Annotated in this window: 13 protein-coding genes; 4 read left to right on the forward strand and 9 right to left on the reverse strand. The window is 70.9% G+C overall.

All coding sequences use genetic code 11. The features are described from left to right. The first annotated feature begins 64 nt into the window (after positions 1-64). Entirely contained in the window at positions 65-1,291 is a 1,227-nt protein-coding gene (gene fabB, locus A5481_RS07100) for a beta-ketoacyl-ACP synthase I (RefSeq protein WP_048433071.1), read from the forward strand. A gap of 179 nt (positions 1,292-1,470) precedes the next feature. Next, a complete protein-coding gene (gene fabI / locus A5481_RS07105; protein WP_048433072.1) occupies positions 1,471-2,298 on the forward strand; it encodes an enoyl-ACP reductase FabI in 828 nt (275 codons plus the stop codon). A gap of 81 nt (positions 2,299-2,379) precedes the next feature. Here the strand turns inward: fabI and A5481_RS07110 are convergent, their stop codons facing one another. The 9 genes from A5481_RS07110 to A5481_RS07145 form a co-directional block, all read right to left on the reverse strand. After that, entirely contained in the window at positions 2,380-3,336 is a 957-nt protein-coding gene (locus A5481_RS07110) for an MBL fold metallo-hydrolase (protein ID WP_082173018.1), read from the reverse strand. Positions 3,337-3,466: 130 nt separating this feature from the next. After that, complete coding sequence (locus tag A5481_RS07115; RefSeq protein ID WP_048433073.1) at positions 3,467-5,464, reverse strand: glycosyltransferase; 1,998 nt, start codon at positions 5,462-5,464, stop codon at positions 3,467-3,469. Continuing rightward, positions 5,446-6,681, reverse strand: a complete 1,236-nt coding sequence (locus A5481_RS07120; protein ID WP_048433074.1) for an HlyD family secretion protein — start codon at positions 6,679-6,681, stop codon at positions 5,446-5,448. Before A5481_RS07120 ends, A5481_RS07115 begins: the two co-directional genes overlap by 19 nt. A gap of 221 nt (positions 6,682-6,902) precedes the next feature. Next, positions 6,903-7,130 carry a hypothetical protein gene (locus tag A5481_RS33330; RefSeq protein ID WP_156311781.1) on the reverse strand — a complete coding sequence of 76 codons (228 nt, stop codon included), beginning with the start codon at positions 7,128-7,130 and terminating at the stop codon, positions 6,903-6,905. A 65-nt stretch (positions 7,131-7,195) separates the two neighbouring features. Next, positions 7,196-8,245 (reverse strand): HD-GYP domain-containing protein, encoded by a 1,050-nt coding sequence (locus A5481_RS07125; protein WP_064503844.1) that lies wholly within the window; start codon positions 8,243-8,245, stop codon positions 7,196-7,198. 278 nt (positions 8,246-8,523) lie between these two features. Further along, complete coding sequence (locus tag A5481_RS07130; RefSeq protein ID WP_064503851.1) at positions 8,524-8,952, reverse strand: RrF2 family transcriptional regulator; 429 nt, start codon at positions 8,950-8,952, stop codon at positions 8,524-8,526. 101 nt (positions 8,953-9,053) lie between these two features. Further along, complete coding sequence (gene dut / locus A5481_RS07135) at positions 9,054-9,554, reverse strand: dUTP diphosphatase (RefSeq protein ID WP_048437514.1); 501 nt, start codon at positions 9,552-9,554, stop codon at positions 9,054-9,056. An 11-nt stretch (positions 9,555-9,565) separates the two neighbouring features. Next, on the reverse strand, positions 9,566-10,435 hold the full coding sequence (locus tag A5481_RS07140; RefSeq protein WP_048437515.1) for an aldolase/citrate lyase family protein: 870 nt from the start codon (positions 10,433-10,435) through the stop codon (positions 9,566-9,568). A gap of 55 nt (positions 10,436-10,490) precedes the next feature. Continuing rightward, positions 10,491-11,105, reverse strand: a complete 615-nt coding sequence (locus tag A5481_RS07145) for a GntR family transcriptional regulator (RefSeq protein WP_245239253.1) — start codon at positions 11,103-11,105, stop codon at positions 10,491-10,493. Between the two features lie 169 nt (positions 11,106-11,274). Between A5481_RS07145 and A5481_RS07150 the strand changes: the two genes are divergently transcribed. Together A5481_RS07150 and A5481_RS07155 are read left to right on the forward strand one after the other, a co-directional pair. Continuing rightward, entirely contained in the window at positions 11,275-12,609 is a 1,335-nt protein-coding gene (locus A5481_RS07150; protein ID WP_048437516.1) for an MFS transporter, read from the forward strand. Positions 12,610-12,863: 254 nt separating this feature from the next. After that, positions 12,864-13,544: a DUF2848 domain-containing protein gene (locus A5481_RS07155; protein WP_048437517.1), complete on the forward strand. Its 681-nt coding sequence runs from the start codon at positions 12,864-12,866 to the stop codon at positions 13,542-13,544. The last annotated feature ends 2 nt before the right edge of the window (positions 13,545-13,546 follow it).

A 13,546-nucleotide genomic window follows, 5' to 3' on the forward strand; every position in this document is an offset into this window, starting at 1 on the left:
CGCGTGGCGAAGGCGCCCGCGGGCGCCCCTTCCCCTGGCGCCGCTCCGGAGGGTTCCGACGATCATGAGGCGTGTGGCAATCACCGGGATGGGCATCGTCTCGTCCATCGGCAATTCCACCCAGGAGGTGCTGGCGTCCTTGCGCGAGGCGCGCTCGGGCATCTCCCGCGCTGAGGACTTCGCCGCCCACGGCTTCCGCAGCCAGGTCCAGGGCGCCCCGACCCTCGACCCGGAGGAGGTGGTGGACCGGCGCGCGATGCGCTTCCACGGCGGCGGCACCGCCTGGAACCACGTCGCGATGGAGCAGGCGATCCGCGATGCCGGCCTGGAGCAGGCCGAGATCTCGCACGAGCGCACCGGCATCATCATGGGGTCCGGCGGTCCCTCGACCCGTGCCCTCGTCGAGGCCGCCGACATCGCCCGCGCCAAGGGGCCGAAGCGCGTCGGCCCGTTCGCGGTGCCCAAGGCGATGTCCTCGACGGCGTCGGCGACGCTCGCCACCTGGTTCAAGATCCGGGGCGTGAACTACTCGATCTCGTCGGCCTGCGCGACCTCGAACCACTGCATCGGCAACGCCGCCGAGATCATTCAGGGCGGGCGCCAGGACATCATCTTCGCCGGCGGCTGCGAGGAGCTGGACTGGACCCTGTCGGTCCTGTTCGACGCGATGGGGGCGATGTCCTCGAAGTACAACGAGACTCCGTCGCGGGCCTCGCGCGCCTACGATCGGGCCCGCGACGGCTTCGTCATCGCGGGCGGGGCCGGCGTGCTGGTGCTCGAGGAACTGGAGCATGCCCGCGCCCGCGGCGCGCGCATCTACGGCGAGGTCGCGGGCTACGGCGCCACCTCCGACGGCCACGACATGGTGGCTCCCTCCGGCGAGGGCGCGGTGCGCTGCATGCGCCAGGCGATCGCGGGCCTGAAGGGCGCGACGATCGACTACATCAACCCGCACGCCACCTCGACCCCCGTCGGCGACGACAAGGAGATCGAGGCGATCCGCGAGGTGTTCGGCGCCGGCGATTCCTGCCCGCCGATCGCCGCCACCAAGTCGCTGACCGGCCACTCGCTGGGTGCCACCGGCGTGCAGGAGGCGATCTACTCGCTCCTGATGATGAACAACGGCTTCATCTGCGAGAGCGCCCATATCGACGAGCTCGACCCGGCCTTCGCCGACATGCCGATCCTGCGCGCCCGCAAGGACGATGCGAAGCTCGGCCACGTGCTCAGCAACTCCTTCGGCTTCGGCGGCACCAACGCCACCCTGGTGCTCAAGCACGTCGACGCCTGACCCTCCCCTCGCGGCGTGGACAGGAGCCCGCCCGCCGCGTAAAGGCCCGATCCACCGACACGAGAGCATCGCCCGATCACGTCGCGATCGGGCGATGCTCTCGTTTTTGAGGTTGCCGCATTTTCCCTCGACGAACCGGTTTCCACGTCGTCGGGAAATGCCTGAGTGGAGGATCGGGCGTGACGGGTTTGATGGCAGGCAGGCGCGGCCTCGTGATGGGCGTCGCGAACGACCACTCCATCGCCTGGGGCATCGCCCGGGCCCTGGCGGCCCAGGGAGCCGAACTGGCCTTCACCTACCAGGGCGAGGCGCTGGGGCGCCGGGTCGGGCCGCTGGCCAAGACCCTCGGCTCCTCCCTGGTGGTCCCCTGCGACGTCGAGGACCTCGCCTCCGTCGACGCGACCTTCGCGGCCCTCGACGAGGCCTGGCCCGAGGGCTTCGACTTCGTCGTCCACGCCATCGGCTTCTCCGACAAGGCGCAGCTCAAGGGCCGCTACGTCGACGCCACCACCCGGGAGAACTTCTCCCGCACGATGGTGATCTCGTGCTTCTCCTTCACGGAGATCGCCCAGCGGGCGGCCAAGCGCCTGCGCCCCGGGGCTGCGCTGCTGACGCTGACCTATGGCGGCGCGACCCGCGTCATGCCGAACTACAACGTCATGGGCCTCGCCAAGGCGGCGCTCGAGGCCTCGGTGCGCTACCTCGCGGCCGATCTCGGGCCGCAGGGGATCCGGGTCAACGCGCTCTCGGCCGGCCCGGTCCGGACGCTCGCCGGCGCCGGCATCGCCGATGCGCGGCTGATGTACAACCACCAGGCCGCCCACGCCCCCCTGCGCCGCACCGCGACCCTCGACGACATCGGCGGCTCGGCCCTCTACCTGCTCTCGCCGCTCTCGGGCAGCGTCACCGGCGAGGTCCACTTCGTCGATTCGGGCTACAACATCATCTCGATGCCGCGGCCGGACGTGCTGAAGGCGCAGGACGCCGCGGGCGTGACCGACGCCTGAGGCGGCGAACGGGGACCGCAGGCTCCCCGCGACGGGATCGACCGCGCCGGAGCACTCCTCCCGGCGCGGTATCCGACCCGATCAGAGTTCCATCAGGTCGCGGCCGACGACGATCTCGCCCTTGAAGTGCGGCCGCACCGCGTCGAGCCAGACCTCGTCCTTGATGAACGGATAGCCGCCTGGCACGAAATGCGACAGGACCAGCGTCTTGACGCCGGCCTCGGTCGCGACGCGCCCGACCTCCTCGGTGGTGGTGTGGCTGGCGATCAGGTGCTCGCGCAGGGTCTTGGCGTTGGGCTCGGTGGCGATCAGCTTCTCGAGCTCGGGCAGGTACATGACCTCGTGGACGAGGACGTCGGCGCCCTTGGCGAGCGCGATCAGGTTCGGCGAGTAGCGGGTGTCGCCCGAGATCACGATCGAGCGGTCGGGGCAGTCGAAGCGGTACGCGAAGGCCGGCTCGACCGGCGGATGCTGGACCAGGGCCGCCGTCACGGTGACGCGCGCGTCGCGCATCACCGGGCCGGGCCCTGTGATCTCGTGCGGCACGATCAGGTCGGCGAGCGGCGGGCGCCCCTCGTCGGCCATCCGGGTCCTGATGTCGTAGTCGTTGAGGTCGAGGAACTGGCGCGTCATCCGGGCGAGCGGCGGCGGCCCGTAGGTGTCGACCCGGTGGGCGAGGTCGGTCGCCCAGGCGAGCAGGAGCACGTTGCCGTAATCGGCGTTGTGGTCCGAATGCTGGTGGGTGAGGAACACCGAGTCGAGCGAGCCGAGCTTCAGCTTGGCCAGCACCATCTGCCGCCCTGTCCCGTTCCCGGCATCGACCAGGTAGGTGTGCCCGTCGACGACGATCGCCTGGGCCGGCGCCGCCCGGTTCGGCTTCGGCGTCGGGCCGCCGGCCGTCCCGAGCAGGATCAGCCGCGAGCGGCGCGGGGCGGGCGCGGGCGTCTGCGAGGCCGCTCCCGTGACGGCGAGCGCGCCCATCGCCGCGCTGCCGCCGAGGAGCGTCCTGCGGGTCGGAGAAAGCGTGTGGTCGGGCATGGAATCGTCCGCGAATGACCCAACGTCGGGCAAGCCCCCGCTCGTTCAGGAACCGGCGCGTCCCGTCAAGGTGGCGGGACGGTCCTGGCGCGACGATGCCGGGCGTCCTCTCCGGGGAGCGGTCCCCGGATCACGCCGTCGCGCGCGCGGTACGGCCGAACATCCGTGACCACAGCCCGCTCGCGATCGCGGACTTGTCGAGATCGTGGATGTCCTGCGAGTAGGCCCCGGTATAGAGCTTGACGATCATGCGGTCGCGGCACTCGCCGTCGAGGGCGTAGCTGAACCTCATCGCGTAGCGGCGCGAGGCGAGGCGGGAGACCTTCTCGATCGTGCAGCGCAGGTGGGGGAAGCGCTCCATCTCGAGGATGACCGCGTCGCCGGCCTGCGCGGTCGGCGCGGTGTCGAACTCGACGATGCCGCCTTCGAGCGAGAGGCTGGTGACCCGGCCGGCGAGGGCCCCGTCCTCGGACTCGATCCGGGCCGCCTCGTCGGTCGCGAAGCTGTCGAGGAGCGGGCGCGGCTTCTCGAAGCAGATCAGGGCCGCCACCATCAGGACCGCGATGTTGACGACCGCCCAGTAGGCCGAGACGACCGAGAACTCGCCCTCGCCGATCCGCGACCATTCCGGGACGATGTTGACGACGAGGCCGAGGGCGGTGACGGCGATCCAGAACGCGATCGAGAAGAAGGTGTAGGCGTCGAACTCCGATTCCTCGTTGCCGGACCCCTTGGGCGTCACCCGGAACGGCGTGCCGAACGGCTTGACCAGGCTGGAGAGCACGACCGGCAACATGCGGAAGGTGGCGAAGGCGCCGACCGCCGAGGAGACCAGCGGCAGGTAGCGCGTCGGGGTGAGCCAGCCCATCAGGAGGAAGTAGGCGGCCAGCACCGGCAGCTGGTACCAGACGATGTCCTGCGTCCCGGTGAAGTAGAGCGGCGCCGCACCGGTCCAGAGATAGACTGCGGGCACCACCAGGATGACGAAGCGCACCGTGTACTGGACGAGCCAGGACAGCGGCAGGAACATGAACCGCTGGAACAGGGTCAGGCCCGGCCCGCGCAGCGGCCCGTTATGCAGGTAGATCGTCTGGATGCCGCCCCGGCACCAGCGGCCGCGCTGGATGAAGTAGCCCTTCAGGTTCTCGGCCGCGAGGCCCATCGACAGGCGCTCGTTGAGGTAGCGCGTCTTGTAGCCCCGGTTGAGCAGCGCCAGGGTGGTGAGCAGGTCCTCGGTGATCGAATCGTGCGGGAAGCCGCCGATCTCCTCGACCGCCGACCGCCGCGCGATCGAGCACGAGCCGCAGCAGAAGCTGACGTCCCAGGCGTCTCGGCTCGCCGCCATCTCGTCGAAGAACAGGCGCTGCTCGTCCGGCCACACCGTCTCGAGGCTGAGGTTGGACTGGACCGGATCCTTGTTGAAGAAGTGCTGCGGCGTCTGGACGATGCCGATCGTCGGGTCCTCGAAGAACGGCACCGTGCGGCGCAGGAAGCTGCGATAGGGCACGAAGTCGGCGTCGAAGATCGCGATGAACTCTCCCGACGAGACGGTCAGGCCGTTGTTCATGTTGCCGGCCTTGGCGTGCGAATTGTCCGGCCGTGTGACGTGGACGACGCCCTTCGACTCGCAATACTCCTTCAGCCAGGAGCGCCGCTTGTCGTCCAGCACGTAGACCGTGAGCTTGTCGCGCGGGTAGTCGAGGGCCAGCGCACCGACGATGGTGCGCTCGAGGACGTCGATCGGCTCGTTGTAGGTCGGGATGAACACGTCGACCGTCGGCAGATCGGCGGCGCTCCGGGTGAAGAACGTCGCCTCGCGCCGGTCCGCTTCGGCGCTGCGGTCGACGTAGCGGCTCATCGCGACGAGGAACAGCAGGATGTCGGCGAAGGCGCCGAGTTCGACGAGGAAGACGAACCACGTCCAGACGAAGCCGAAGCTCCAGTCGACCGGATGGGCCAGCACCGTCGCGAAGAACCGCCACGTCGTGTAGCGCAGGGCGACCGCGAGCACGAACAGGCAGGTGATCGCCCGCGACCACGTCCTGTCCCTCGGCCAGTTGAGGCTGAAGATGAAGAAGAACGCGACGACGACCAGGGTCGGGGCGAGGCTTACGAGATGCTGAACCATAGGCTCTTCACCCAGTTCAGGAGCTGATGCCGCCGGGTGGCGCGGGCGATCCGGACCTGCACCGAGCGGCCGACCTGGCAGAAATTCGCGAAGTCGCGCTGCATGGCGTTCGGTTCGAGGGCGACGCGGATGCGGGCGCTCTTGCCGCGGCTCTCCGGCAGGACCGCCGCGAGCACCAGCTCCTCCACCGCCGCGCTCGACCCGCGCACCGACAGCACGGTGCCGAGGATGATCTGGCTGCTGCCGAGACGGCGCACCTCGGCCGTCGCGCCGGGCCGGATGTCGTCGTAATCGACCTCGTTGACCAGGATGTCGACGAAGAGGTCGCGGCAATCGAGCAGGCGCGTCAGCTCGTTGCCGACGACGACGTTCGACCCGGCCACCACGTTGTTGCGCCAGATCACGCCGTCGAAGGGAACGCGGACGATCGCCGTCGAGAGCCGGTCGTTGCGCTCGCGCTCGAGGTCCATCTGGTGCTCGAGCTGCTGGATGCGGGCGCGCTCGGCCCGGGCCTGCATCTGCACGTTGGCGAGCTGGATCGCGACCTCGTCCTGGCGTTGCTGCGAGTACGGCACGTCGTTGCGGCCCTCGCCGACGAAGGTGCCCTTGCGCAACGCCTCCAGCTGCCGGGTCAGGCGCTCGAGGTCGGCCTTGGCGATCGCCTGCTCGCTCGCGGCCGCCACCGAGGCGGCCCGGGCCTGCTCGACGGAGCTGCCGGCGACGACGCCGGTCGCACCGAGCGTCGTCTTGCGGACGAGGTCGGCCTGCGCCGAGACCTGCTGGGCCTGCGCCGCCGTGATCCGCTGCTGGCGGATGACGATCTCCTGCTGGATGCCGGTGATGCTGGCCTGCTGATACTCCTTCAGCCGTCCCGCGAGATCGCCCTTGATGGCGGTGAGCGAGGCGATCTGGCCTTCGAGTGCGCGCAACCGCTCGCGGGTCGCGCCGAGATCCGCTTCCAGCTGCGCCTCGGCCGTCCGGGCGATGCGCTCGTTCCTGATCCGGAAGAGCTGCTCGCCCTCGGGGACGGCGGTGCCGACCTTCGGCGGCGTCGCCGAGACGACGCCCTCGATCGGCGCGGCGATCACGGTGAAGCGGGCATTCACCGTCCCGTCGAGGCTGGTATAGCCGGTGACGGCCGGCAAGATCGCCAGGATGGCCGCCCCAAGCAGCAGCACACCGATGAGGATGCGCATCACCCGGCTGTTCCACAGCATTCCTGAAACCCCGATCGTCTCCTTTTGTCGAAAATAACGGGTACGGTGAGGATTGGTTTCAGCCTTCGATACTTAAGAATTTAATTTAATATCATCGTATATTGTAGAAATACGACGAAAATTTCATTTTGACAATGGTCCGTGCTTCACGCAACGTGCGCCTTGCATCGATCAGCAGGATGTTCGTAAAAACTAAGCTGAGAAATCAAGAGCCGATGGCTTCAGTTGCGATATCGAAAAACAATCAGTGATTGCATTTCAAGGCGGGTGACAACGCCGATCCACGCGACCATGCGCCAAGATCGACCCGAACGGCGTGCGGTATCGCCGGGCGCGACGATCTTCGGCCGGGGATGGCGGATGGCGTCCCGCTCCGCGGCGATCTTTGCGACATCTGTGCCGCGTCGCTGCTGATCGGACGGACCGCCGGTCGTCGGCGCGCCTCGCATCGCCGAACCTTGCGGTCGCACCCGCGCCGGTCGTCGGCGCGCCGGCGGGGGCCGGGCCCCTCCCCTCACGCCGCCCGGTCGGCGGGCCTCTCCTCCACCAGGGCGACCACGTCCTCCCAGCGCGACAGGAAGGCGGCGACGCAGTCCGGGTCGAAATGCGAGCCCGACTGCTCCTCGAGGAAGCGGCGCGCCCGCTCCAGCGGCCAGCCGGGCTTGTAGACCCGGGCCGAGATCAGGGCGTCGAACACGTCGGCGACGGCGGTGATGCGGCCGGGCAGCGGGATCTCGGTGCCCTTGAGGCCCTGCGGGTAGCCGGCGCCGTCCCAGCGCTCGTGATGGGTCAGCGCGATCTCGGCGGCGAGCCGCAGCAGGCGCGACGGGCTGTCGTGCAGCATGCGGTAGCCGCGCAGGGCGTGCTGCATCATCTCGCAGCGCTCCGGCTCGGTCAGCGGCCCGGGCTTGCGCAGGATGCTGTCGGCGACGCCGATCTTGCCGATGTCGTGCATGGTGGAGGCGAGCGCGATGTCGTTGCCCTCCTCCTCCGACAGGCCGAGCCCGTCGGCGATGGCGAGCACGCAGCCGGCCACCCGGGTCAGGTGGTCGCCGGCCTGGTCGTCGCGGAACTCGGCCGCCAGCATCAGCCGGCGGATGATCTCGCGCTCGCGCTCCTGGCTCTCGGCGGCCGCGCGCTCGACCTCGCGGGCGAGCGTCCGGGCCTGGCTCTCCACCGCGCCCTGCGCGCGGGCGAGCGCGATCAGGTTGCGGCCGCGCAGGGCGAGGTCCGATTCGTCGAACGGCGCCGCCACCACGTCGGTGGCGCCGGCCTCCAGGGCGCGGCGGCGCATCTCGGCCGGGTCGCCGTCGGCGAGGAGCAGGATCGAGGACCGGGCGAGGTGGGGCCGCAGGCGCAGGGAGCGGATCAGCGCCGTCGCGTCGAGGCCCGGCCCGGATTCGATCAGGACGAGATCCGCCGCGTGCCGCGCGAGGACATCCAGCGCCGCGCCGGCCGTCGGCACGACGAGGACCGGCAGGCCCGCCGCGAACAGCCGCGTCAGCCCGCCGGGATCGGGCCGGGCCGTGACGACCACGACGGCGGGATCGGCTGCATGGGTCATGGTCCCCGGATGTCCTTTCCGAACCGGATGATGGCTCAAACTGCCGCAATTTGATAAAGCATTCTTTAAGCTTCGACACCACCAGGGCACCCTGCCGGTTGTGCTGTGCCCTTGCGTAAATCCTTGGTGCCGAACCGCTTTCCTTGCCCGGACCGACGAATGGCGGAGGAGTGCTTAGAGCGTTGCCCGACGAGGCGGATACCGCTTCGTCGAGAAGAAAACGCGGCAAGATCAAAGACCTGGAGCGCTGCCGGATCGCCGCGCGATCGGGCGGCGCCCTAGATGGTGAAATCGGGGCCGGCCCGGGGGCCGGCGACCGCGGCGGCCTCGGCCCGGCCGCAGAGATCCTCCACCGTGACCGAATCGAGCGCTGCAAGGTAGGCGCCGGCCGCCTCCGCCACCAGGGGCGCGACGACGAGGTCGGCGAGAGTCCCGGAGCCGCCCCCGGACTCACCGCCCCCGGACTCGCCGCCCTCCTCCCGCGCGCCCATCGCCAGCACCGCCCGGGCGATGTCCCCGGCGCTGATGCGGCGGCGCTCGCGGGCGAGCTCGTAGCCGCCATGCGGCCCGCGCAGGCCCTTGAGCAGGCCGTGATGCACCAGCGCCTGCAGCACCGCCTCGAGGTGGCGCGGCGGCAGGGCGTGGCGGACGGCCAGCGCCTTGGCGCTCACCGGCTGGGGCCGCGCGTGGAGCGCGATGTCGACCATCGCGGCGAGCGCCAGCGCGAGGCGCGGCGGCGCCAGCGGCGAGCCCGCGGCCGGCCGGTGCGGGCCGGCGGGATGAGGCGCCGTCGCGTCCAAGCGCGCCCTCAGCCGTGCCCGGTGGAGCCGAAGCCGCCGGCGCCGCGCGCCTCGGCCGCGCCGTCCATCGCGGGAAACGCCTCGACCACCCGCAGCGACGGTCGCACCACCCGGGTGAAGACGAGCTGCGCGATGCGCTCGCCCGGCCGGACCGTGAGGGGGGCGGTGCCCGGCGGGTTGCGGTTCCAGGCCGAGATCATCAGCGGGCCCTCGTAATCGGCGTCGATCACCCCGACGGTGTTGCCGAGCACCAGCCCGTCGCGATGGCCGAGCCCGGAGCGCGGCGCCACCAGGGCGCACCAACCGGGGTCGCGGATCGCCAGGGCGAAGCCGGCCGGGATCAGCACCGCTGGCGCCTGCGGTTCGAGGGTCGCGGGCGCGTCGAGGCAGGCATGGAGGTCGAGCCCTGCTGCCAGCGCCGAGCCCCAGCGCGGAAAGCCCCACCCGGGCAGGCGTGGATCGAGGATCCGCACCGCCACGTCGAGACCGCTCTCGGCGTGGGCTGTCATGGCGGGACTGTTCATACCTTGCCGCCCGGGCGAACGCCCACCGCCTCGGCGAGCGCCACGAGCCGGCGCGCCTCGTCGGCCTCGCGCCGCAGGACCGTGCGGCCGAGATGGGCGAGACCCGCCTGGCCCCGGTTCTCCGGCGCGTCGAAGGCCGCGACCAGGGCGCGGGCCGCGGCCAGCGCGTCCGGATCGGGCGAGAAGGCCGCCTCCGCCCGGCGCGCGCCGGCGGCCGCGGTCACCACCGCCCCGTCGAAGCCGAGGCCGCGGGCGCGGCCGATATCGAGGCGATCGGCGGGATCGAGCAGCACGTCGAGGTCGTGGGCACGGGCGGCGGCGAGCGACGTGGCGAGCCAGGCGAGCAGCGGCCCGGCCTCCGGCGCGCCCGGCGGCAGCCGGCCCTCGCGGGCGAGCGCGCCGGCATCGACGACGAGGCAGGCGAGCCGCGCGTCGACGTCGCGCACCGCGCTCGCCACCGCCTCGGCCGACAGGATGCCGAGCGGCGTGTCGAGGCAGGCCCAGAGCCGCAGGCGCTCGGGGGCATGGAGCCGGCGCAGGCGGCTGCCGATGCCGGCGAGATCCTCCGGCTCCTCGATGCGCGGCACCAGTACCGCGTCGGGCCCGGCCTCCGCCACCGCCGCGAGGTCGGCCTCGCCCCAGGGGGTGTCGAGGCCGTTGACCCGCACCACCAGCTCGGCGGCGGAGAAGCCGCCCGCGCGCAGGGCGGCGGCGAGCAGCGCCCGCCCGCCCTCCTTGTCGGCGGGGGGAAGCGAATCGGCGAGGTCGAGGATCAGGGCGTCGGCGGGCTCGGACCGGGCCGCCGCGAGGGCGGTCGCGGTGGCCGGCACCAGGAGGGCGCTGCGGCGGGGGCGGATGTCGGTCATCGGTCGCGTGACTCCCCGGATGGCGGCGCATCTATGCCCCGGGACAAGCCCGGCGTCACCCCAGCCGCGCGACGAGCGTGCGGGCGAAGGAGTCGATATGGGCGGTCATCGCCGCCGCGGCCGCCGGCGCGTCGTGCCGGCGCAGGGCGTCGAGGATCGCGGCGTGCTCGTCGGCGACCTCGGCGAGATGGTGGCCGGTGGCGAGCGACAGAGCCCAGAACCGCACCGAGCGTCCGTGCAGCCCGGCCAGCACCTCGGCGAGCACCCGGTTGCCGGCGGCCTCGGCGATCAGGGCATGGAAGCGCCGGTCCGAATCGAGGATCGCGTCGAGGTCGTCGGGCTTGGCGGCCAGCACGGCCTCGATCTCCGCCAGCCCCTCCGGCCCGATCCGCGCGGCGGCCAGCGCCGCGCAGGGAGGCTCGGTCAGGCGGCGCACCTCGATCAGGTGGGCGAACTCGTCCATCGAGAGCGGCTGCACCAGCACGCCCTTGCGGGGCAGGATCCGCACCAATCCCTCGTGCATCAGCCGGTGCAGGGCCTGGTTCACCGGCGTGCGGCCCAGTCCCAGCTCGGCGCACAGGCCCGCCTCGTTCAGCGCGTCGCCGGGCTTCAGCCGCAGGGCGACGATGTCGCCCTTGAGGCGCCGGTAGGCGCGCTCGTTCTGCGACACTGTTGGGCACGAACCTGCACGCGCTTTGGCCACCGACACCGCTCCGCTCCACTGCGGCCCCCTTACCACGGGGCACGCTCCGCTTGGAACGGCTTGTGAAATATCACAGGCATGGTACTTGCAGAACCACACGCCGGGCGGCCGGTTCGCGGACCGCAGGAGAAGAGCGATGACGAGGGTGGACGAGTTGAGCGCGCACGCATTGGGCCAGGGCGAACTGGACGAGGGCTACCGCCGGGCGACGCTCCGGCTGATCCCGTTCCTGGTCTTCCTGTTCATCCTGGCGTGGATCGACCGGGTGAACGTCGGGTTCGCCAAGCTGCAGATGCTGTCGGACCTGAAATTCAGCGAGGCGGTCTACGGCTTCGGCGCCGGCATCTTCTTCATCGGCTACTTCCTGTTCGAGGTGCCGAGCAACCTGCTGCTCGAGCGCATCGGCGCCCGCAAGACCCTGGCGCGGATCACCATCCTGTGGGGCCTCGCCTCGATGAGCCTCGCCTTCGTACAGTCGGAATGGGCGTTCTACGCCATCCGCTTCCTGCTCGGGGTGTTCGAGGCCGGGTTCTTCCCGGGCGTCGTGCTGTACCTCACCTACTGGTTCCCGAGCGCGAAGCGCTCGCGCATCAACGGGCTGTTCATGACCTCGTTCGCGATCGCGGGCGTGGTCGGCGGGCCGCTCGCCGGGCTGATCATGGGCACGATGGGCGGCGTCTCGGGGCTGGCCAACTGGCAGTGGCTGTTCATCCTCGAGGGCATCCCGTCGCTGGTCGCGGGCGCCGCGGTCCTGGCCTTCCTGCCCGACCGGCCGAAGGACGCAGGCTGGCTCTCGCCGAAGGTCGCCGCCGCGATGAGCGCGATCGTCGAGGCCGAGGGCCGGGCGGCGGGCAAGGAGGCGAGCTTCAAGGCGGCGCTCCGCGACGGCCGGGTCTGGCTCTGCGCGCTGATCTACTTCTGCATCGTCAGCGGCAACGCCACGATCGCGTTCTGGACGCCCTCGATCATCAAGGAGATCGGCGTGCAGGGGGCGATCGCCATCGGCTTCCTCGCCGCGGTGCCGTTCATCGCCGGCACGATCGCGATGGTGTGGACCGGCGCGCATTCCGACCGCACCGGCGAGCGCCGGCTGCATTGCGCGGTCGCCAGCCTGATCGCGGCGGCGGGTCTCGCCGCTACCGGCGCACTCATCGGCCACGCGGTGCTCGCCTTCCTGGCGCTCACGGTCGCGGCGGTCGGCATCCTGGCGGCGTTCCCGGTCTTCTGGTCGCTGCCGCAGACCTTCCTCGCCGGCACCGCGGCGGCCGGCGCCATCGCGGCGATCAACTCGATCGGCAACCTCGCGGGCTTCGTCGCGCCCTACGTGGTCGGGCTGTCGAACACGCTCACCGGCACGTCGAGCAACGGGCTCTACGTCGTCGCCGGGTTCGAGCTGCTGGCGGGTCTGCTGGTGCTGGGCTTCGCCCGCTGGCGCGAGGGGACCTCGGCCGATCTGGCGCCGGCGGAGTGACGTGGTTTCGGCTCGATCTGGTCGAAGGAAAGTAAAGCGCTTCTCCCCTCTCCCGTGTGGGAGAGGGGCCGGGGGTGAGGGTGCTACGGTTCCGAAGAAGACACGGGCCGTCCCGCTGCCAGCACGACGCTTCGAGCTTGACGCAGAAGCGTGCCACCCTCACCCCTACCCCTCTCCCACACGGGAGAGGGGATCCCGCGCTCTACTGATTTCGGAACAGATAAAACACAAAGATTACATAATAGGATTTCACCATGCTGACCTTCCATCGCGAGGCCGCCGGCCGCCGGGACGTGATCGCGCTCACCCCCGAATCCTTGGTCATCGCCGGCTGGGCCGGGCGGGACGAGGCGGCGATCCGTCACCACATCGACGAACTGGCGGCGATCGGCGTGCCGCCGCCCTCCTCGGTCCCGGTCTATTACCGCGCCGCCGCCGCCACGCTGACGCAAGCGCCCCGCCTCGAGGTGCTCGGGCCGGATTCCTCGGGCGAGGCCGAGCCGGTGATCGTGTCGCTCGCCGACGGGCTGTGGCTCGGGCTCGGCTCCGACCATACCGACCGCAAGGCCGAGACGGTCGGCATCGCGCTCTCCAAGCAGCTCTGCGGCAAGCCGGTCGGCACCGGCCTGTGGCGCCTCGACGAGGTCGCGCCGCACTGGGACGACCTGGTGCTGCGGGCCTACGCCACCATCGCGGGCGAGCGGGTCCTGTACCAGGAGGGGCGCTTGACGGCGCTCCGTACCCCGGGCGATCTCATGGCGCGCCGTCCCGGCGGGCCGGACCTTCCCCCCGGCACGGTGATGTTCGGCGGGACCCTCGGGGCGATCGGCGGCATCCGCCCGGCCGAGCGGTTCGAGATGGAGCTGGAGGACCCGGTGCTGAAGCGCACCCTCACCCACGCCTACGACATCGCCGTGCTGCCCGTGGTCGCCTGAGC

Source organism: Methylobacterium platani, from assembly GCF_001653715.1.
Lineage (GTDB): Bacteria > Pseudomonadota > Alphaproteobacteria > Rhizobiales > Beijerinckiaceae > Methylobacterium > Methylobacterium platani.

Coding starts and splice junctions, on each gene's coding strand:
- fabB (WP_048433071.1), top strand. CDS start 65: ATGAGGCGTGTGGCAATCACCGGGATGGGCATCGTCTCGTCCATCGGC.
- A5481_RS07110 (WP_082173018.1), bottom strand. CDS start 3,336: ATGCCCGACCACACGCTTTCTCCGACCCGCAGGACGCTCCTCGGCGGC.
- A5481_RS07115 (WP_048433073.1), bottom strand. CDS start 5,464: ATGGTTCAGCATCTCGTAAGCCTCGCCCCGACCCTGGTCGTCGTCGCG.
- A5481_RS07120 (WP_048433074.1), bottom strand. CDS start 6,681: ATGCTGTGGAACAGCCGGGTGATGCGCATCCTCATCGGTGTGCTGCTG.
- A5481_RS33330 (WP_156311781.1), bottom strand. CDS start 7,130: ATGCGAGGCGCGCCGACGACCGGCGGTCCGTCCGATCAGCAGCGACGC.
- A5481_RS07125 (WP_064503844.1), bottom strand. CDS start 8,245: ATGACCCATGCAGCCGATCCCGCCGTCGTGGTCGTCACGGCCCGGCCC.
- A5481_RS07130 (WP_064503851.1), bottom strand. CDS start 8,952: ATGGTCGACATCGCGCTCCACGCGCGGCCCCAGCCGGTGAGCGCCAAG.
- dut (WP_048437514.1), bottom strand. CDS start 9,554: ATGACAGCCCACGCCGAGAGCGGTCTCGACGTGGCGGTGCGGATCCTC.
- A5481_RS07140 (WP_048437515.1), bottom strand. CDS start 10,435: ATGACCGACATCCGCCCCCGCCGCAGCGCCCTCCTGGTGCCGGCCACC.
- A5481_RS07150 (WP_048437516.1), top strand. CDS start 11,275: ATGACGAGGGTGGACGAGTTGAGCGCGCACGCATTGGGCCAGGGCGAA.
- A5481_RS07155 (WP_048437517.1), top strand. CDS start 12,864: ATGCTGACCTTCCATCGCGAGGCCGCCGGCCGCCGGGACGTGATCGCG.